Source organism: Bradyrhizobium sp. Leo78, assembly GCF_059512425.1.
The window spans coordinates 48,824-68,267 of sequence record NZ_JCAMOT010000031.1; the positions used below are offsets into that span (position 1 = coordinate 48,824).

The following is a 19,444-nucleotide window of genomic DNA, read 5'->3' on the forward strand; positions in this document are numbered from 1 at the left end:
ATTGGTCGATTCTCTCTTGACAACCCTTGGTATCAGACGCTTCGCTATGCGGTGCAATTACAGGTCAATTGACGCGTGGACAGCGAGCAACACGATGAATCCGCGGATAGTCGAAACCGCGGATAGTCGCAGGCGAGACGATGATCGGAAAGCCTGTAGCGAAGCGGCTGGTATTTCATATTGGCGGCTATGATCCAATCACGTCGCATCTCAGCGCGCAACGACGCTTTGTGCGCGAAATTGCCAGGTTCCAACGTACCTGGTCAGTGAAAGCGACCGTCGACGGTTTGCGCGATACCGCCGATCAGATTGGATGGAATGTGACGACAACCGGCCCCGATTGGCTGGTCGAAACCGATTACCGTCTGGTCCGGTGGGACGACGTCATCGAGGCCTTCGGGCGTCGAAGCATTGGCTCACGCATTTCCGTCGGCATTCTCACGTTTCTGGATTTCGTTTTTTCCGGCACTCTTTGGCGTTACTCGCTGACCAACTGGCGATACGCAGGTTTCTTTCTCTATCCATTCGTCATGTTCGGACTGCTCGTCGCGGCCGCCTTCTTGATTGGCGCGTTTGCATTCAAAATCACCGGATCGATTGCCATTGCTGCTGGTGGCGGTCTTTTCGGGTTCGCTGCCGCCTTGGCGGGTCCGTGGCGCTGGCTGCACCTGGGCGACCTGTTCGATGATTGGATTTTTTCTCGCGAGTACATTCGATACGGCAATCTAGAAATCGAGCAAAGACTGGACAGGTTGGCCGGCGAGCTCGTGGCTGCGGCGAGCAACGTTGCCGCAGACGAAATTTTGGTCTTGGGGCACAGCCTTGGCGCCGTGCTTGCGGTCGGTCTGCTTGATCGCGCTTTGAAGCTGGAGCCGGCGCTCGGTGGGAACAAAACACCGGTCACGTTCTTGAGCGTTGGATCCTCCATACTCAAGGTCGGCCTGCACCCGAAGGCAATACGCTTTCGCACGGCGATGGAACGCGTCGCCAAGTCGCGCGCGATCTTCTGGGGCGATTATCAGGCCCTCATCGATCCCCTGAACTTCTATAAAAGCCGGCCGATGGCCGAAATGGGTTTGTCGACGGAAAACGAAACGACCGTCAGGATCGTGAAACTCAGTCGAATGCTTAACCACGACATGTATCGACGCATCCGCTTCCATTTCTTCCGTTTGCACAACCAGTTCGTCAGTGGAAATGACAGGCGAACATCGTACGATTACTTTATGCTGACATGCGGGCCTGTTTCAGCTAAATCCCAGACGCTCGCCCCGGATGGCGCCCTGTCCATGATCGCTGGCGACGGAGGACTTATTGCGAGCGCGCCGCTGCCGGAAAGCGAACTGCTGGGCAGTCCGGGCGCGGCAGCCTGATTCAAATGACGCCCACCATCTCTAAAGCCATTTTCGTCGCCTTGGCGATCGGCTGGTACCTCATACGCCACAAGTACGCGCGGCGCTCTCGCCGCGAAAAGATTGTATGGAGCGCCCGCGGCCCGGTGGAAACTGCGCTGCTGCTCATATCTCTTACAGGACTTGGACTTGTGCCGCTCCTCTACGTAGCGACAGCGATACCTCGTTTTGCCGCCTACAGCTTTCATCCCTTGTTCGCCTGGCTCGGGCTTTTCTTTGCGATTGCGGCTTTGGGTATGTTTCACCTGACGCATCGTGCGCTGGGACGGAACTGGTCGATCAGTCTCGATGTGCGGGAGAAGCATAAACTGGTGACGGAAGGGATTTATCGGAGAGTTCGACACCCGATGTATTCGGCATTTTGGCTGTGGGCTATCGCCCAGGCGCTGCTGCTGCCTAATTGGATTGCCGGCTTTGCGGGCCTGGCCGGCTTCGGGATCTTGTACTTTGGCCGCGTCGCCCGAGAAGAACGAATGATGTTGGAGACCTTTGGCGACAGCTATCGCGCGTATATGGCGCGGACGGGTCGGGTGTTCCCGCCAGTACTCAGAAGCAGGTCCTGACAGGTATCGGATCTGGGGAACCACAAGCGACCGGGTTCCAGACGCCTCAAATTCCGTGCCATTTCCGCAACATCTGACAACAAACGGCTGCTGCGACCGCTAATTGCCCAGTCTAATTGTTGCTGCCATGGCGAGCGTCGGGCTATCTGTTGACGGGTGAATTTCACGGTATCCTGATTCAGTGGGAGACTAAGATGTTGAAGTTCGTGATCCTCGGTGTCGCCTCTCTAGCTTTCGTGGGAACAGCAGCCGCTGCTGACCTCCCGCGGCCTCAGCCTCAGCCGGTAGCTGCGCCGGTCGGCAAATATCCCTTGGGCAAATATCCCGTCGGCAAGAGCCCGGTAGGCAAATATCCGGTCGCGGCCCCGGTCGTGACCAAAGGTTGATCTAGTACCTGGTCGTGCGCCGACGGCGCACGTTTGAGGTAAATCGACTAGCTGTGGCATCCGATCTTTGATTCGCGAGGATTCGAAGATGCTGGGAATGACTCGGAAATATCCAGGTCTTCAACGTCTTGCAGGGGTCGCGGTGCTCGCGGCCTCCGTGAGCTTGGGGGCCGGGAGCGGGAGTGCGCAACAGCTCGCGGCGCGCTCCGACCAGCAACAACGGGACGCTTCCCCTAAACCGGCGGCCAAGCATGCTGAGAGCATGGCTGCGGTTACGCCCAGTGCCCCGCCTGCCAGGTCAGACGCTAAGCCGATCCAAAGAGCTACGGCCAGAGGCCCCTACTACGTCGATTTTCGTGCCCGCACGGCAGCATCCTACGGTCATGCCTTCGTCTGGTACGGAAAGACGAGCGAAAAGGAGGTCGAGGTCGCGGGTTTGGCTCCGGCTGGCGACACGCTGCCCTACATGTTGGGACACCTCGTATTTGTTCCCTCTGAAACAGGGGCGAGCTATGGCGATCTTGACGAGCAATATTTGACGGCGAGCTATCGTGTCTATTTGAACGAGGCTGACGCCAAGAAGGTCTTTGCTTACATCAAGCATCTCCAGGAGACCTCGCCGCTATGGAATGCGGCAACCACCAACTGCACTTTTTTTATCGGCCGCATAGCGACCTTTATGGGCCTGAAGGCTCCGTTTCATCTGTTAAAGCCTGAGGAATACGTAAACGAGCTCAGAGAGCTGAACGGTGGACGGAAAACGGTGCAGCTTGAATCCGATCGGAGCTAAACTCCTCCGTATTGAGTTCATCCAGCTTTCCTGACCGTTTGGATAGCTGCGCGCTCTTCAACGAGTTCAAGCGAGTGGTTTCCTTGGAGGAAACGCGACACTCGTGTGCGCCTCGTTTGATTGGACGCGCCCATCGGTACACCTCGCGACAAACGCGAAGCGTTTGCGCGGAGATCATGCTCAAGCAAAAGACAGAGCGGGATGATGATTCGAAGAAAAATCATCACACTCTAGTTAGCGTCGCCCGTATTTGGAGGCGATGGATCAGACCCTTGTTTTGAGCTAAGCCGTTCGAGCCGCCTCGAACGGCGGCTCCACTACGGCAAATCAAGTGCGCGTAAGCTATTGCGCCGGTTCGGGGACGTTAATGCGGGTCTATATCATTGTTGCCGGCCTGGTCCTTTCGGTCATCGGAGGGGCAAGCGCCACGGTTGTCGATAAAGGAACCGACGCGCAGAGATCTTGCGAGCTGCTTGTTCAGAACTCGTTTCGCAATCAGGACGACGCTCGGTCCGCCGGCGCATGTGAGGGAATGATCGAGACTGCAGTGCTGTTTTCACCGAATCTGCCGGCTGACATACGTGCATGTCCGCCCGCGCAAGGCAGCATATTGCAGGGCGCCAAGGTCCTTCTGCGATATCTTGATAACAATCCGGATCGAGCGAAGGAACCGGGGATCACCGTCGCTATCGAAGCATTCAGAGATACTTGGCCCTGCCAGGGGGACGACGCCGATTCGTCCCCCAAGGCTGGACCAAAAAAGCGCGCGCCGAAAAAACCCAAACAATAGAAAGCGCCCTTTTGGCTCGCTGACGTCCTAGCGCACTGACCATGGCCATACCGATGACGGTTGCGGATTTTTGGCTTGCGGCCGCGCCGGGGTGGCCGTCGGCTTGTGCGTCTGGGCGACATTGGTCGATGGCCGTGGACGCGGCACTGGTATTTCGGGCGTCACCTTCGGCTCTTCGGGGCTGATCTTTGGCTCTGAAGTGTTGGCGATGACGCGGGCCAATTGTTCCTGGCTTGCGTTGAGCCGCTCGGTGACCGTCGCGCTTTCGCCCGCCATCTGTATCTGGGCCGCCTTGATCTGATCGATGATATTGTTGTTGCGTGCCATTTCTGCCTGGATCGCCTTGAGTTGGCTCGCGACATTTTCGTTGTCGCGGACCAATTGCCCTTGCGCCGCCTCGAGCTGTTCGAGCGCTTGCCTCAAGGCAGCGAGATCGCGCGCTATCGGTTGGAGCTGCTGCGCCAAGTCGGACGACGGGACGACCGGAGTCGGCGCGACATTGGTCGGCGCAGCGTCTTTCGGTGCGGTCTGTGTCAGAGGTGCTGGGTCTGAGGAGGCCATCGTCTCCGTATGAACGGAGGACGACCGCCACCAGGTAGCGACACCAAAGGATGCTGCCAACAGAGAACCGACGAAAACCACATGGCGCCAATCCGCCGCTCGATGAATCCTTGCCAGGGGGGCGCGAGGCGGCTTCATGCTGGTCGGCGAGGGCGAAGGACCAATGCTGGTCGGCGGGTCCGAACGATTGACTCCCGCTTCGCGCGCCAACAGGTTCGAAATCTGCTCCTGCAGGTTCGCGACCTGCCCTTCCGCGAGTTTGCCGTCCAGCGTGGAATCCATTTGGTGCTCCGTATCAAACGCAACGTCACCCGCCTGAGAGCGATCCGCGCACTGCGCTAAAGCGAGCTAACATTCAACGAGAGACAGATGCTTTTCGCAGAAAATTCACCCCCAAACTGTCCCTGCGTTTTAACACCGCCGACGAGGCGGAACTATGTTTACGGCCGGCGAACAGCTTTGGGCCAGAAAAATGGGACGCCGATCCGTCCAACTGCCGAAAATGCATAGTCCGCCGCTGGAGAGCAGCGCTAACGTTTAGGTTCACTCGGGTTGTTGGTGCAGCATCGCTCGGGCCAGGTCGGTGCTCTAAATTTCCAGACACTTATTCGTCCGAGGCCCGAGCCAAATCAAAGGAGGACGCAATGAGTAAGCTCTTTTCGGCAGCACTGATCGTCGTGGCCATGTTCGCTAATCCGGCCATGGCGGCATGGTACGACAGAAACGGCGCAGTCGTCGCTTCTTCCCGCATCGTTCACTGCGTCCGGGCTCCAGACGTTGGCCAGTTTGCCGGTGGTGCCTGGAATAATCCTCCCTGCGAACCGGCAACCTGGCGCTCAGGCGGCAGGGCGGCGTGGTATGACAGAAACGGCGCAGTCATCGCCCCCTCCCGCGTCGTTCACTGCATCCGGGCTCCAGACGTTGGCCAGTTTGCCGGAGGTGCCTGGAACAATCCTCCCTGCGAACCGGCAACCTGGCGCTGAGGCGCCAGGTCATACTACGGTACGGCCAGTGACACCCCTGCCACTGGACCCGCGACTATGACCGGGCCGCAATCAAGCTTTCCCCGGCGCGCTTGTCGTTTGTTAGGCATCTCGTGCCGGTGCGCCCTATTCGTGCTCACCGTTAAGGATCAGAGCGCCGAGTCCGAAGAACGTGACGCCGCCGACCCAGAGTAGTTCAAGCGCGGCCTCGGTCGCCGAGGTCTCGATCGGCACGTCGCGCGTGAAGGACACGGCGACGAACACCAGGTTCAGAAGCAAGCCGATCCAGCCACACGCGAAGAACAGCCATTTGAACAGGGATTTCATGATCCTCGCTCTTGTCTTTCGCCTTGCCCAACCGGCGAAAATCGTCGAGGGCGCAGCGGAGGCCGTACAGCGGCACGCGCAGTTCACAGTGAATATAGGAGTGGAGCGAATTTAACGCACCGGCGGGCCACGCCGCCCGACGGCGCGCCGTCATTTGTTGCTTGAGATAAATCAAACGGGAACCAATAGGCTTGCATCACCATTCTGCGTAGGCGTCCTGTTTCTGAGCCAGCCATCTCCCGTGAAAAGCGCACCCGTGCAGCAGCGCGCCCTGGATGTTGGAGAAGCAGAGCCGAGATGGGAATAAGAAGCTTTATCCGACTGATATTTGGGGCCGTTCCCGCTCCGCCCGATGCCACGAGGCTCGACGGAACAAGCGAGGGCGCGCTTGCTCGCTCCTTGTCGAAATTCTCACCGGGCAAGCGGGGCTGGATCACGTCTGCCGAGGCGAGCATCTTGTTCTCGAACAAGGACGCACAATACGCGTTCGGAGAAACGGACCGGGACGGCAGAAGAAAAATCGAGACGTTCGCGGCGCAGCACGGCTCTATGGTCACCTTCATGCCGGTCGAAAGCCGGGTCTATTTTCAGCGCGATCCGACCTAAGCGGCTTCGTCGTTACCAGAGACGGGCGCGCACTCGTCACGAGTCGGGCCAGCATCTGCCTCAGGGCGCGATGCTCAAATGATCCGATACCGATTCGATTCCTGGCGTTGCCTCGGCCGCAACGCGAACGGCGGTCTTCTCATCCACGCTGTAGACAAATCCCCAGAGATCGGCGCAGCGGTCACTGACAATGATGTTGAAGGGTCTGCCCGCCCACGGCTGATCCTTGATGCTGTCGACGAGGCGTTGATGTAGCACGCGGTCGCTTTCAACCCAATCCGTATCGTGGTTGGCGCGTGCCAAGACTTGCAACAAGTTCGCACGGCTGACGATACCGACCACGAGTTCGTCCTGAACGATCGGCACCCGCTTGATGCTGTGCTTCTCCATCAAGTTCGCGATTTCCCGCAACGGTGTTTCCGGCTGCGCCGTGATCACCTCACGCGTCATCACATCGCTGACCCGTTTGGCGTGCGACTTGACGAACTCCTTCGCCAGCGCGTCGCTGGACATGCGTGTTTCGCTCCCTCCGGAACGGCGCCGTTCGGTGCCGATCTCGACGCGCCGGATCAGATCGCCTTCCGAAACGATGCCGACCAGCTTCGCGCGGATATCGATGACCGGGAGCGCGCTGACGCAGTTACTGACCATCGCATTGGCCGCGATTTGAACGGGGATATCGGGGCCAACCGAGATAACGCCACGAACCATCACGTCCCGCGCCTGCATGTCCGGCTCCCTTGTTCGGGGCAAAAAATCTACCACGCGCGCCGACTTATTGCAGCCCCGCAGGAAGCATGTCCGGTCGGGGTTCAAGATACAAAGAACTCAGAGTGAGCAAACCTAGCCCACTCCGCCCCAGTATGCGGACCTCAATGAGGCGCTCGTTCCAATCGAAAGTAAACAGGCGAAAACCTTCTGAGAAACGTGCTACACTCGGCGTATGAAAACGTTTTCAGATAAGGTCCGCGACATCGTACGTAAGATCCCAAAGGGGACGACCATGACGTACAAAGCTGTCGCTGCTAAAGCCGGCAATCCGAAAGCTGCACGCGCGGTTGGTGCCATCATGCGCACGAATTACGACCCATCGATCCCGTGTCATCGCGTTATTGCAAGCGACGGCTCAATGCGCGGCTACGTTCGTCCGCGCCGTCGGCCGGCCCAACAATGATCCGCTTGACAGGGAGCTTCACCGCTGGATCGCGGAAGAACGTGACGTAGCGCGCTTTACCGCTGCTTTGGGTCAAACTGAGAAGAACTCAGAGTGAGCCCATCTTTTCCGCTTTGACCTCGAATGCGGACATTCATCACAGCGGTCCGCATGTCTCCGACGGGCCAAAATCTGAAGTGTCTGACTGGCGCGCCCTATCCGTTTCGTAGATTGGCAACCTCGGGCCTGGCCAGAAATGGGTGGCGCCCGAACGGGCCTTGATTGTGCCGAACGTGAACGTGTCGCGCCGCCTTGGCACGCCTTCGGCCGCGCTAGATGATCGAGTGACTTCGATTGAGCGAGGCTCGCCACGTACTTGTTTGACGTGCTTAGAGAACAAAGATCGTTGTTTTTCGAAAGCCAAGGCGTTGAAGTCGTCGCATGCTACTGAAAACGACGGGCTAGCGTCTCGATCAGACTTTTCGGATATCAAACTGCCGAGCAAGTCGGTTGACGTTCGGTATTGATTTCCCTTTCCCTGATGAGGTGGGTTTTACGTTTGAGCTCGATAACTGCTTGAGAGCGGATCATGTCAAGCAAGTTTGTATATGGAGTCACATTGGCTCTGGCGTCGTTGTTGCTGGCAAACATTGGATCTGCAGAGGACGCCTCGTCAGGCCGCAAGGGATCATGGCCGATCCGCAATGGGCACAACTACCAGCCAACCGAGCATGAACTGAGAGGCTTGCATCAGGAGGATGTCACGGCCGATCAGGCGCGCGAGATTGACCGATTGTATGAGCAGCTCCTGGCAAACGGTGAAAAAGTCCGAAATCGGCATCCCGCACCCAAACGTTGAGGATACGCCCGTTGGGTAGGAGGTGAGCGGCTATCAGGTGAAGAACCTCTCGCAAACGCTGGATAAAGCCAAAGCGGCAGGCGTTGGGAGCAAGCAAGAGCAATTGCAGGCATCGCTCCTTTAGTTACTACAGGGTCTACTTTTCCACCTCTGGGCGACAGGAAATCGCAATGAAAACATATGACTTGATGGTGATTGGGTCAGGCACCGCCGCTCAGGTCACCGAGTCCTCCGGCCGAGACGATGGAGCTTATAATTGAGCCTGTAAAGCCTCATCAATCTCAGTCGCGCGCTTATGGTGACATTCGTCGTCATCAGCCAGATGCGATCTTGGCTCCGGAGTGCGATCCCGAGGATTGCTTGGCCTTCTCGTTGAGGAAAAATCCAAATGAACGCTATCGCTCAGCTTCTCGGCCGCACGGGCCTCCTGAAGGTCGATTATCACCTGCTCCGCGCCGCAATGGTGATCATCTTCGCATGGTTCGGGTACGACAAATGGTTCGAATCGGAGATCAGAGGACTGCTGCCCATAATTACCCACGGCCCGCTTATCTCCTGGACGATTCCGGTGTTGGGCATTCGCGGCACCGGCATTCTTCTCGGCACCTCAGAATGGACGTTTGGCACGTTGCTGCTTCTGGGTTTCTGGAACAACAAAGCGGGCATGCTCGGCGCCCTCGGTTCGACCTTCACCTTCATCGCTACCTTCACGGCATTTCCGTTCGTTCCGGACGCGTGGGATGCTGGCGCCGGAGGCTTTCCAGCGATGACGAATAGTTCGGCCTTCCTTTTGAAGGATCTCGTGCTGCTCGCTGTCTCAGTCTACCTCCTGAAGGAAGACGTTAAACGGATCGTCACCCCGGGTCGCGCGTTGCAATCTTCCGAAATGAAGGCTGGTGCGCTCCGACTGGCAGACAATTGAAAAGATCAAAGAGTCTACCCGGGGCGCTGGTTGCGGTGTCCTACAAGGACAAGACGGCAACGGTCATTTATGACGACGCTAACGCCGACGTGAACCAACTAACCTCGGCCACCACGAAGGCTAGTTATCCGTCCACATCCAAGAGCTGATCCGATGCTTTTCAATCGACTATCACTTGTCCGTACTGCGCCGTCGCGAAAGTCGAGATTATGCCGACGGATGCCTGTCAGTTTTTCTATGAATGCACCGGCTACGGCACAAAGCTAAAGCCCAAGTCCGTGATCTGGATCATCGCCCTCATCTGGATGGGCACAGCGCGCATGCTGAATGCGCGAAGCTGTACTCGTACACACTGCCGATACATCGGACCTTACTACCTCGCCATGACCGTACCCGTGATGGTGCTTGGTGCGGAGGTCGTCACCATCGGCATACTTGGATGGGTTTGTTTGGGCGTGATCATCCTCGGTGGCAGCGGGCTGATATGGTGGGCCACAGAACGCGCTGGGGGAAGCTCTCTCAGTGTTGATAGCGGAACGCTGTTCACCGCACGAGGTCCGTTGTGGGTCATTTTCGACCCATTCCGCGGGCTCTGCCTACCACTTGATGTCCGCTTTGCTCCAAAACGGTTGCCGGCCCGAGCATCGTGTTTGACCTGACGGTTGTGATTCAAGCTCACGAGCTGGGGCCACGTTTCATGCGCTACGAACTCGCGACTATGGGGGAGACGGCGTTCGCGCCAGCTGCAGCGCAGCCTCGACGCCCCCTTCTAGGATCTGCTCCGCCTGGGCAGCGTCGGGCACGGCCCGCGCGAACTGGAGGGTGCCCACCATGAGGCCGAAGATGGCCGTCGCACGGCGGACGCTCTTTGCGGAGCCGGCATCTGGAAGCAGTGCAGCCAGCGTCGAAACGTAGCTTCGCAGCGCCTCCTCGTAGGCCCGCCGGGTGGGCAAGGGCTGGCGGGCGATTTCCGGGAGCAACGCCGCCGAAGGGCACCCCGCGGCCAGGTTTTCAAGGTGGGCGCGGTTCAGGTAGCTCCGGATCGCGCCTTCGAGATCGAGGCCCCTTCGCTGATCTTCATCGAGGCGATGTTGCTGGTCGGCGAGCGCGCTCGCCAGCGCCTCGCGAACGAGCGCCTCCTTGGAGTCGAAGTGCGGAGAGAATGCCCCTTTGGTCAGGCCGGCTTCGCCCATGACCCCGCCGATCCCGGCGGCGGAGACGCCGTCTCGGCGAAAGCATTTCGACGCCACATCGACGATGTGCCGTCGCGTCGCCGCCTTATGACCCTTCTCGAAACGCATTGTTCCTTCTCGTTCCCTAGCCTGCCGACAAGACGCCTTCGATCCGGCGTGCAAGGTCCAAGAGCGTCCCGTCACTCCCCAAGGGGGCGTCCAGCTCAAGGCCGATGGGGAGGCCGCCGCGCGATAGGCCAGCCGGAAGGCTAATACCCGGCAGGCCCACGCTACTCGCCAACACGGTGTGGTTCGCCAGGGTAAGGTGACTAACCTGCCGCCCCGCGATTTGGAAGTTCGTCTGCTGTTCGATCAAAGGCGCCGTGCAGGGCGTCGTCGGTTGCAGTATGGCCTGCACCCCTCGGGCGACGAACACCTCGTCGAGCCGGCGTTGGATTTCCGGGCGGCTCACAGCCAGTGCGGTCTGATAGGCCTCTGCGGAGATAGCGCCTGCACCTTCCGGCAAGACCACATGTCTCCACGTGTCACGAAGCTCGGGCTTGAGTCCCTCGATGATCTCCTCGAACGTGGTCGGGATATCGTGGCGGCGAAGGAACTCAGAAATCGCGCCCATCGTCTCATGGAAGAAGATGCTCCATGTCGCTGTCTGCGTAAGGGCGCCGAAGTCATCGCCAAGGTCGACCTCAACGACCTCGGCGCCGGCGTCCCGCAGCCGACGCACCACCTCGCGGAAGCGCCCTTCGATTTCCGGGTCGACCAGATCGAGAACTTGTCGCGGTGCGTAGGCCAGCCGGGTCCCCTTCGCGTCGTATCCGCGCCCGGATGGCTCCGCGGCCATTTCACCGGTCACCACCTGATCCATAAGAGCGCAATCCTCAACGCTGCGGGCGAACACGCCCGTCGTGTCGAGGGTATGGGAGATCGGCGCAACGCCATTGCGGGGCCATCGCCCGGTCGTAGGCTTGAATCCCACTACGCCACAGAGCGATGCGGGCACCCGGATCGACCCGACGGTATCACCCCCTAAGGATGCGGGAACGATGCCGGCGGCCACGGATGCGGCGGATCCGCTCGACGAGCCGCCCGACACGCGATCGCGGGCGAACGGGTTCTTCACCTGGCCATAGCGGGCATTGTGACCGGTCAAGCCGTAGGACATCTCGACGAGGTTGTTCTTGCCGAAGACCAGAGCGCCCGCCCCCTTGATGGCGCGGACAGCGTCCGCATCTTCCCGCGGCACGAAGTGAGCGAGACCGCCGAGACCAAGGCTCGTAGGCAGCCCTTTCGTCAAATAGCTGTCCTTCACCCCGAGCGGCACGCCCAGGAGCGGCGCCACCGACCCGGCCGCACGCGCCGTGTCCGCGTCCCGCGCGGCCACGAGCACGGCGGCCTCGTCGATAGTGATGAAGGCATTGAGCTCGGCAAGCGCTCCGGCGCGCTGCAGAAGCGCCGTGGTGTAGGTCTCCGACGTGATGTCGCCGTTACGAACTGCGGCTGCAGCGGCTGCGAGCCCAAGGGAGGCCAAGTCCGCGGTGTCTCGCGATGCGGCGCGGCGTGAAGTGGCGGTTGCGTCGTCCATGAAATCCTCGCAAGAGAGCTGAGACGCGGCATCTCACTGCCACGAACGGCGGTTTAGCTCGATGTAATTACAATCATCATATAAAATTACGATCGTAATTCAATAGGAATCTTCGCGGAGATGTGGCGTCGCCAGACACATAAAGGTGAGACGCCGGCAGCAGCGGCCAAACGGTGGCCAGGGCAAGCATGCGGGTGTACGGCCGCCGAGCACGCTCTTACGCACTCATTCAGCATGGAAGATGCGGATTGATTGAGCCGGGGCAATCACTCGTTTCGACGAACCACAGACCTGGCTCATCGTCGTCATAGTGATCGCAGGGCTCCTCAGATTGCGGGAGCCACGCCATCTATTTGCTCAAGCATTCCGGGCGGCGGGACTGCTGGCCTACTTCACACCGGCGCCATGGTCACGGTCGGCAGGCTGAGCACATGACTTTTGCTTCGGGACCGGACTCCCAAGAGTGCCGACACACCTTCCCGACGAAACGACGTGTGGGCGGTCGCAAACTGTCATCTCAAGCGTTCGGCCGTCGCTAGCGTCGGCGCCGGATAGCGGGCATAGAGGGTGTCGACGCGGTCCCGCCACATCGCCACGAACGCGCCCGAGGTGAGGCGATCGACCGACTTCCATTCGCGTTTGACCGCTGGCAGCGTGTTGCCCCAGATGGCGCGCTTGCACCATCGCTCGCCCTTCGCCGAGCCCTCCTGGGTTGCGCACATCGATTTCCAGGCAATCCGCTGCGGATGGCTGACGTGTTCGGCGGCTCCTTCCCCGCCCTGCTGGTGGATCAGGTAGAGATCGGAAAACGTCGGCTGCTTGTGAGTTATTACTTCGAATAGAACAGCCTCGGTGACGAACTTGTAGGCGGCAGCCATCGCGTTGTCGCGAGGATTGAGGATGTCGCCCGATCCGTATTTGCCGAACTCAGCCTTGCTCAGCTGGAACAGACCGATATAGGAGCCAGTGCGTTGCCTGGGATCGAAATCGGATTCGATTTTGGCGACCGCCTTCATGAAATTGGCATCGACATCGAACGCCTTGGCCGCGCGTTCGATCTCCTGGACGGGCGTTCCGAGCGGGACGCCGCTCAACGCCGACGAGGCGATCTTGGCGGGTTTCTCCGGCGGCGGAATTTCCGAGTAGACATAATACTTCAGATACGACTGTTTGCCTTCGTCCGGATTGGGCGAAGCAGGCGGACCGCCCTGTCGTAGCGTCGCCTCGTTCTCGGGCGGCACAGCCTCGAGGCTGGCACTGGCGTGCAACATCCGTCGTTGCCGCAGCGAACTGGTCACATCGGACGGCATCGCCGCGTCCGGCGCCGCGGCGCTGAATCCCTCCGCAACGATCGCATTAGCCGATGACCTTGTATCGAATTTCGCCTCGAGGACCGGGGCCGGCAATGCTGCCAGGGCGTTTGTCAGGACCCTCGTCACATTAAGCGGCATGGCGCTGAATGCATCAGCAACTCTCGCATTCGGCGTTGCGACGCTCGGGGGCGATGCCGCGATTTGACAAATCGCGGCAAGCGAAGTCGCGATCAGCGCGCCGGCAACACAGCTTGCTTGCCAAATCTTCAATGTCGCCAGCCGCGCTGCCGCGGTTCCCCCATACAATTCCGACTGCAGATCCCCGACTTGGTGCGCAGATTAAGGGGACAAAGGGAAGACAATAGGGCGCACCTGTGGCGCAGGTGCGGCCTGTCTCGGCCGCTTCGCCAAGATCGCCTAAATTGGAGTTGGGGTCTTGATGCACCTCCCGCCGAGGGACAGGACAGACGCCATGTCCGCGCCTTCCCGCGGTACGAAGTGAGCGAGACCGTCGAGACCCAGGCTCGTGGGCAGCCCTTTCGCCAAATAGCTGCCCCTCACCCCGAGCGGCACGCCTAGCAGCGGCGGCGCCGCCCCAACCGCACGCGCCTTGTCCACGTCCCTTGCGGCCGCGAGCACGGCAGCCTCGTCGATGGCGATGAAGGCATTGAGTTCGGCAAGCGCTCGGGCACGCTGCAGAAGCGCCGTGGTGTAGGTCTCCGACGTGATGTCGCCGTTACGAATTGCGGCTGCAGCGGCTGCGGGCCGTGCGGCATCGGCGGCTAATCTTCTTCCGTTCTCACATACTGACTGCCGTATGGATGGAGCGGCAATGTTGTACCAAACCGTCGTGCGAGACCACGAAATACTTCAGCGGTGTGTCGATCTCGTAGAAATAGATGTTGGCGACGAAGCCATAGATGCCGGCGTCGATGGCCGTCGGTCTGTCGCCATGCACATAGCCTTGCCGCGGGATCAGGCTCGCGAGTGCGGCGAGATCGGCGAGCCCGCGGGCCATCACGGCGTCGGCCTCGAAGCGGCCGATGCCCTGGTAATAGTAGCGCTGGATGTTGAACTCCCTGGCCTTCATCAACCCGTCATCGGTAAGGCTCGGATGCTCTCGCTTGAGCGCATCGCGGAACTGGGGCCAGTAGCGCTCGTCCTTCCAGCGGGAATAGGACATCACCCAGTAGAGATCGTCGAGCGTGCGTGTGATGAGGAGATTGGTCGCGCGCTGCGCCGGCGTCAGCGCGACGTCCAGCGTCACGCCATATTTTTCGGTGGCATACGCAAGGATGGTCTCGCTGTCACCGACGCTGTCATTGCCATCTACGATATATGGCAATTGTCCGCGCGGCGCCTTCGACGCATCGAAAATATGCTCGTGCCGGAACGGCACGCCAGCGAGCTTGAGGAAGGCGAATACCTTCAGACCGTAGCCATTGTTGTCGGCGACGCAGAACAGCGGCGGATAGGAATAAAGCGTGAGCATGGTGGCCTGTCAGGTTCAAGCAGGCTATTTTCAAAGTTGACCAGTCGAAAAAGACCGGCAGACACCCCCAGTGCGCCGAGCATAGTCTAGGCCACCAATTAAATCGAGGACGCCAACGTCTGCTTTGGGTCCAAGAGCCGACATGAAGAACTGGCGCCGAGGCTCTACGACCGACGAGATGCTTTCTTTCCGCCCGGCAGGAGACCAGCGGCTCGATAGCCATCGATGAGTGCATCGAACAGTGAGATGTCCGAGCGGCTGCGTGCCATGAGCTGGGCCCCCGCGACGGCGGCGAAGATCGAGCTGGCTCGGGCTTCGCTTTCCTCACGTCCGACCAAGCCCGCCGCGACAAGAGTTCTGCTCAGCCACGCGACGTTGACGTCGCCGAAAGCTTGCACCTCCTTCTGAACCTCCACCGGCAGGTCGTCGTATTCGGCGGACATGAAGCTGCAAAGGCACAGACGGTTGCCGCTCTCGAGCGATCTTCGGAAGATGCTGGGATATGCTTGCAGACAGCGCAGCGGGTCGGCGCATTCCGACGACATGGCCTCCAGTTCGGCGGCCGTATCTTCCCAATAACGCTTCGCTACCGCCGCGCCGAGATCGGCCTTGCTCGGGAAGTGGTGGTAGATGCTCGGGGCTCTGATACCCACATCGGCCGCGAGATCGCGGAAGTTCAGGCCGCTGTAGCCGTGAGCCTGCGCCGTCCGCCTGGCCGCCGCCAAGATCGCTTCTCGTGAATTTGCGCTCAACGAACCCCCCTATACGCTACCTACCAAGCGTTAGATAGGGGTTGACGCCAGGTTTTGGAAGAGATAACTGCACCCTACCAAGTGTTAGGTAGGCAACATGCATGAAGACCGACATCATCTATTCCGACGCCACCAAGCTGGCCGAACTGATCCGCACAAAGGAGCTGTCGCCACTGGAGGTCGTGCAGGCACACCTCGATCGCATCGCGGCCGTGGACCCGAAGATCAACGCGATTGTTACGCTCGCCGACGATGCGCTCGAAGCAGCCAAGGTGGCGGAGAAGGCGATCGTCGCCGGCGAGGAGCTCGGGCCGCTGCATGGCGTGCCTTTCACGGTGAAGGACTCGATCGACACTGCAGGCGTGGCGACCCAGCGCGGTTCGCCGATCTTCAAGGGACGCGTTCCCGAGATCGACGCGACCAGCGTCGCACGCATGAAGAAGGCGGGCGGCATCTTGCTCGCGAAGACCAACCTTCCCGAGTTCTCCTACTGGATCGAAAGCGACAATCTGCTCTCCGGCAGGTCGAATAATCCTTGGGATCTGACCCGCACGCCGGGGGGCTCGAGCGGCGGTGAATCCGCGGCCATCGCGGCCGGCATGTCGCCGCTGGGACTGGGCACCGACCTTGCGATCTCGGTGCGCGGTCCGGCCGCGCAGACCGGGATCGTCTCCCTCAAGGCAACGCATGGGCGTGTGCCCATGACTGGGATCTGGCCGCGCGCGCCGCGCCGCTTCTGGCATGTTGGTCCCATGGCACGCAGTGTCCGCGACCTCGCGCTCGCCTTCTCGCAACTGGCCGGCCCTGACGGCCAAGACGCTTTCGCAACGAGCACCGCGCAGTTCGATGCGGGGGTCGGGCGCTCGCCCCATCGTCAGCTCCGGGTGGGCTGGCTGGTCGAGCCCGGCTTCGGGCCGGTGGCCCCCGAGGTCGCGGACACAGTGAAGACGGCCGCGGAGGCGCTCAAGGACCTGGGCTCTTTCGTGGAGCCGGTGCGCATCCCGGCGCTCGAGCGCGACTTCGCCCTCGACGTGTTCAACCGCCTTCACGTGATGGAGATGAAGCCTGCATTCGCGGAGGCGACCGCCGGCCGCAGTCAGGGCGAGCTCTATAAAATGGCCAAGACCATGCTCTCGCTGCCCGACACGTCCATGAAGGACTACATCGACGCGGAGCAGGCCGCCGAGCGGCTGCGCGACGGCTATGCCGACTATTTCAGGACATACGACGCGCTAATCACCCCGGTCTTGCCGATCCCGGCCCACAAGCATGGCGTCGCAGAGTTCGTCATCAACGGCAAGACCGTGGACGCCACCTTCCTCCAGGGCGCCACCGTGCCGCTCAACGTCACCGGGTTGCCCGGGCTGTCGATGCGGTTCGGCACCAGTAAGGAAGGACTGCCGATCAACGTGCAGCTTGTCGGAAGCTGGCTCGCCGAGTCGACTATCCTGCATCTTGCCTCCCTACTCGAGAACGTGAGCACCGTGCGAGACCTGCATCCGAACCTCTGAGAAGAAGACCTCTAACCGAACGCGAGCGCCGGCATCGTGTGACTCCGTAGCGATGCCGGCGTTAACTGAATCAACAATCGACTGGAAGTCGGAGTTTGCGCCGTCTCATCCGTTCTCTCTTCGACGGGCAAATCAGCAAATCCTGTCCAGTCCGCGCAGAAAAAATATTTCTGTTTTTCCGAAATGCAAATCAGTCTATTAATCCGCGCGTCTCACCCGATTGAGGGGCGCTTCGCGATCGTCACGAGTGTTGCGGTGGGATGCGGTGGACGCGGATTGCGCAACGGACGAGTGCGCATGAGGCGGACGGCGAAGTCGTGTGGTCCTGACGCCCCGACGCTGGCGTCAAGTCCGTGAGAAGCCAACGCCTCTCACGGGCGACGGTGGCAAGAAGCCCGGCCTCACCGGGGAGAGCACGATATAAGCCGTAAAACCATTGCGCAGGGAATGCCGGAGTGTCTCCGCTGAACCTGTATGCTCGTGTGCACTTCTTTCTGCACTTATGCACACGAGACCGCGGGTGCAGCGCGCACCCGGCGTTCCCTGCGCCCTCTTGGTTCTGGGCGAATGATTTTGCAAAGCTCGGGTGAAACGCGCCGCGAGACTGTGGACCTGCATCTGAAATGTGTCTGGTGAACTCACGCGAAACATTTTCTGGATTCGGAATAATTCGCAACAACCTGCAGCTGCGAGTGAGTAGCGATTGCGACTGCGATCGGCGCTTGATGTTGGCGGGTGGGCTGCTACACCGCAGGCGATGAGCGCTCACAACGTCAAATCCTCGGTCGCAGCGATCTCGGTCTTTGCCAGCGGTGGCATGGCCGCGGCGAAACTCGTCGTCGGGATCGCGATCGGATCGCTGGCGCTGATTTCGGAGGCCCTGCACTCCTCGGTCGACCTGATCGCGACCATCATCACCTGGGCGGTGGTGCGGGTGTCCGACCTGCCCGCGGACGAAGAGCATCATTACGGCCACGGCAAGCTCGAAAGCATCTCCGCGCTCGGCGTGATCGCCCTGCTTTACGTGCTCGCGGGCGGCATCCTGGTCGAGGCCTATAGCCGGCTGAGCGAAGGCGCGCCGCCGCCGTCAATCTCCGCGATCCCCTTCGTGGTCCTCATCATCGACATCATCGTCAATCTCTGGCGGGCGCGGGCGCTGCATCGCGCCGCGCGGGAAACCAAGAGCCAGGCGCTCGCCGCCGACGCGCTGCATTTCGCCTCCGACGTGATGGGCTCGTTCGCCGTCATCATCGGCCTCGTGCTGGCCGGCCTCGGCTTCTGGTGGGGCGACGCCGCCGCGGCCATCGCCGTCGCCGTCATGATCGCCCTGCTCGGCCTGCGGATGGCGCGCTCGACCGTGGAGACGCTGACCGACCGGGCGCCGGAAGGCGCGCTTGAGAAGGCGACCGCGGCGATCCGGAACGTGCCTGGTGTGGTCGAGGTCGAGCGGCTGCGCGTGCGCATGGTCGGCCCGACCTATTTCATCGACGCCATCGCCAAGGTGCCGCGCACCATTCCGATCGACCGCGTCGAGGAGATCAAGCGCAGGGCGCAGGCCGCGGTCGCCGGCGTGCTCGGCGATGCCGACCTCACCTTCACCGCGGTGCCGGTCGCGCGCGACAATGAGAGCGTGCGCGAGCGCATCATGGTGATCGCGCGCAATTCCGGGCTTGCCATCCATCACGTCACCGTGCACGCGCTCGGCGAGAAGCTGATCGTCAGCATCGACCTCGAGGTCGACGGCGAGATGGAACTCACCGCGGCCCATGCCATCGCCCACGATCTCGAACGCGCGATCCGCGAGGACTTCGGCGAGGACGTCGAAGTCGACACCCACATCGAGCCGCTCGAGCCGGAACTGCCGTGGGGCAGCAACGCCGCGCCCGATCGCGTCGAGACCATCAGACAGGCGCTGACGCGCTTTGCCGCCGACGGCCCGATCCATGACATCCACAATGTGCGCGTCCGCGACTCCGACGCCGGCGAGATCGTCAACTTCCACTGCCGCGCCGCGCCGTCGATGAGCGTCATCAAGGTGCACGAGGAAGTCGACGCGATCGAGCGCGCGCTGCGCCGCGCCTTCCCCACCATCAAGCGCGTCATCAGCCACGCCGAGCCGCCGCACAGGTAGGAACACACATCGACGTTCTCGTTTCGGACTCGGTTTGCGAGCCGCGATTCTGTCTTGGACAAGAATTATTTCGCATTAACGAATCGTTGACTCTCGACACGCCGGGAAAACTGGATTCAAA

Annotated in this window: 22 protein-coding genes; 13 read left to right on the top strand and 9 right to left on the bottom strand. The window is 60.6% G+C overall.

All coding sequences use genetic code 11. The features are described 5' to 3' along the window. Positions 1-140 precede the first annotated feature (140 nt). From AC5ZG1_RS30795 to AC5ZG1_RS30815, 5 genes are all read left to right on the top strand, one after another. Positions 141-1,373, top strand: a complete 1,233-nt coding sequence (locus tag AC5ZG1_RS30795) for a hypothetical protein (RefSeq protein WP_130227128.1) — start codon at positions 141-143, stop codon at positions 1,371-1,373. A 5-nt stretch (positions 1,374-1,378) separates the two neighbouring features. Beyond that, positions 1,379-1,975 carry a protein-S-isoprenylcysteine O-methyltransferase gene (locus AC5ZG1_RS30800; RefSeq protein WP_496135046.1) on the top strand — a complete coding sequence of 199 codons (597 nt, stop codon included), beginning with the start codon at positions 1,379-1,381 and terminating at the stop codon, positions 1,973-1,975. Positions 1,976-2,169: 194 nt separating this feature from the next. Then, positions 2,170-2,361 (top strand): hypothetical protein, encoded by a 192-nt coding sequence (locus tag AC5ZG1_RS30805; protein ID WP_027577737.1) that lies wholly within the window; start codon positions 2,170-2,172, stop codon positions 2,359-2,361. A gap of 91 nt (positions 2,362-2,452) precedes the next feature. Then, complete coding sequence (locus tag AC5ZG1_RS30810) at positions 2,453-3,151, top strand: hypothetical protein (RefSeq protein WP_433994576.1); 699 nt, start codon at positions 2,453-2,455, stop codon at positions 3,149-3,151. 367 nt (positions 3,152-3,518) lie between these two features. Next, the gene (locus tag AC5ZG1_RS30815) at positions 3,519-3,941 is read left to right on the top strand and encodes a Rap1a/Tai family immunity protein (RefSeq protein ID WP_463326899.1); all 423 of its coding nucleotides are present in this window, start codon (positions 3,519-3,521) and stop codon (positions 3,939-3,941) included. Positions 3,942-3,968: 27 nt separating this feature from the next. Here the strand turns inward: AC5ZG1_RS30815 and AC5ZG1_RS30820 are convergent, their stop codons facing one another. After that, complete coding sequence (locus AC5ZG1_RS30820; RefSeq protein WP_463326900.1) at positions 3,969-4,784, bottom strand: hypothetical protein; 816 nt, start codon at positions 4,782-4,784, stop codon at positions 3,969-3,971. A gap of 362 nt (positions 4,785-5,146) precedes the next feature. On the opposite strand from AC5ZG1_RS30820, the gene AC5ZG1_RS30825 reads away from it, so the two are divergent. Beyond that, positions 5,147-5,485, top strand: a complete 339-nt coding sequence (locus tag AC5ZG1_RS30825) for a hypothetical protein (protein ID WP_496135047.1) — start codon at positions 5,147-5,149, stop codon at positions 5,483-5,485. Between the two features lie 126 nt (positions 5,486-5,611). Here the strand turns inward: AC5ZG1_RS30825 and AC5ZG1_RS30830 are convergent, their stop codons facing one another. Then, entirely contained in the window at positions 5,612-5,812 is a 201-nt protein-coding gene (locus AC5ZG1_RS30830) for a hypothetical protein (protein ID WP_130230387.1), read from the bottom strand. Between the two features lie 456 nt (positions 5,813-6,268). Here AC5ZG1_RS30830 and AC5ZG1_RS30835 point away from each other — a divergent pair, with 456 nt between their 5' ends. Further along, a complete protein-coding gene (locus tag AC5ZG1_RS30835; RefSeq protein WP_496135048.1) occupies positions 6,269-6,418 on the top strand; it encodes a hypothetical protein in 150 nt (49 codons plus the stop codon). 60 nt (positions 6,419-6,478) lie between these two features. On the opposite strand, the gene AC5ZG1_RS30840 is transcribed toward AC5ZG1_RS30835, so the two are convergent. Continuing rightward, positions 6,479-7,147 carry a CBS domain-containing protein gene (locus tag AC5ZG1_RS30840; protein ID WP_496135049.1) on the bottom strand — a complete coding sequence of 223 codons (669 nt, stop codon included), beginning with the start codon at positions 7,145-7,147 and terminating at the stop codon, positions 6,479-6,481. 214 nt (positions 7,148-7,361) lie between these two features. Here AC5ZG1_RS30840 and AC5ZG1_RS30845 point away from each other — a divergent pair, with 214 nt between their 5' ends. From AC5ZG1_RS30845 to AC5ZG1_RS30860, 4 genes are all read left to right on the top strand, one after another. Continuing rightward, entirely contained in the window at positions 7,362-7,592 is a 231-nt protein-coding gene (locus AC5ZG1_RS30845) for an MGMT family protein (RefSeq protein WP_455999110.1), read from the top strand. 568 nt (positions 7,593-8,160) lie between these two features. Then, positions 8,161-8,430: a hypothetical protein gene (locus AC5ZG1_RS30850; RefSeq protein WP_496135050.1), complete on the top strand. Its 270-nt coding sequence runs from the start codon at positions 8,161-8,163 to the stop codon at positions 8,428-8,430. A 388-nt stretch (positions 8,431-8,818) separates the two neighbouring features. Further along, positions 8,819-9,352, top strand: coding sequence for a YkgB family protein (locus AC5ZG1_RS30855; RefSeq protein ID WP_496135051.1), 534 nt, complete (start codon positions 8,819-8,821; stop codon positions 9,350-9,352). A gap of 170 nt (positions 9,353-9,522) precedes the next feature. Continuing rightward, positions 9,523-10,011, top strand: a complete 489-nt coding sequence (locus AC5ZG1_RS30860; protein WP_496135069.1) for a GDCCVxC domain-containing (seleno)protein — start codon at positions 9,523-9,525, stop codon at positions 10,009-10,011. Positions 10,012-10,068: 57 nt separating this feature from the next. On the opposite strand, the gene AC5ZG1_RS30865 is transcribed toward AC5ZG1_RS30860, so the two are convergent. The 6 genes from AC5ZG1_RS30865 to AC5ZG1_RS30890 form a co-directional block, all read right to left on the bottom strand. Beyond that, positions 10,069-10,653 (bottom strand): TetR/AcrR family transcriptional regulator, encoded by a 585-nt coding sequence (locus tag AC5ZG1_RS30865; RefSeq protein ID WP_028169234.1) that lies wholly within the window; start codon positions 10,651-10,653, stop codon positions 10,069-10,071. Positions 10,654-10,669: 16 nt separating this feature from the next. After that, positions 10,670-12,124, bottom strand: a complete 1,455-nt coding sequence (locus AC5ZG1_RS30870) for an amidase family protein (RefSeq protein ID WP_496135052.1) — start codon at positions 12,122-12,124, stop codon at positions 10,670-10,672. Between the two features lie 512 nt (positions 12,125-12,636). Next, positions 12,637-13,434 (bottom strand): transglycosylase SLT domain-containing protein, encoded by a 798-nt coding sequence (locus tag AC5ZG1_RS30875; RefSeq protein ID WP_496135053.1) that lies wholly within the window; start codon positions 13,432-13,434, stop codon positions 12,637-12,639. A gap of 420 nt (positions 13,435-13,854) precedes the next feature. Beyond that, positions 13,855-14,304 carry an amidase family protein gene (locus AC5ZG1_RS30880; RefSeq protein ID WP_496135070.1) on the bottom strand — a complete coding sequence of 150 codons (450 nt, stop codon included), beginning with the start codon at positions 14,302-14,304 and terminating at the stop codon, positions 13,855-13,857. After that, positions 14,237-14,929: a glutathione S-transferase C-terminal domain-containing protein gene (locus tag AC5ZG1_RS30885; RefSeq protein WP_496135054.1), complete on the bottom strand. Its 693-nt coding sequence runs from the start codon at positions 14,927-14,929 to the stop codon at positions 14,237-14,239. Before AC5ZG1_RS30885 ends, AC5ZG1_RS30880 begins: the two co-directional genes overlap by 68 nt. A 164-nt stretch (positions 14,930-15,093) precedes the next feature. Then, positions 15,094-15,681, bottom strand: a complete 588-nt coding sequence (locus AC5ZG1_RS30890) for a TetR/AcrR family transcriptional regulator (protein WP_496135055.1) — start codon at positions 15,679-15,681, stop codon at positions 15,094-15,096. Positions 15,682-15,782: 101 nt separating this feature from the next. On the opposite strand from AC5ZG1_RS30890, the gene AC5ZG1_RS30895 reads away from it, so the two are divergent. Continuing rightward, a complete protein-coding gene (locus tag AC5ZG1_RS30895) occupies positions 15,783-17,192 on the top strand; it encodes an amidase (protein ID WP_496135056.1) in 1,410 nt (469 codons plus the stop codon). 757 nt (positions 17,193-17,949) lie between these two features. Further along, positions 17,950-19,323 carry a cation-efflux pump gene (locus AC5ZG1_RS30900; RefSeq protein ID WP_130227485.1) on the top strand — a complete coding sequence of 458 codons (1,374 nt, stop codon included), beginning with the start codon at positions 17,950-17,952 and terminating at the stop codon, positions 19,321-19,323. Positions 19,324-19,444: the final 121 nt, after the last annotated feature.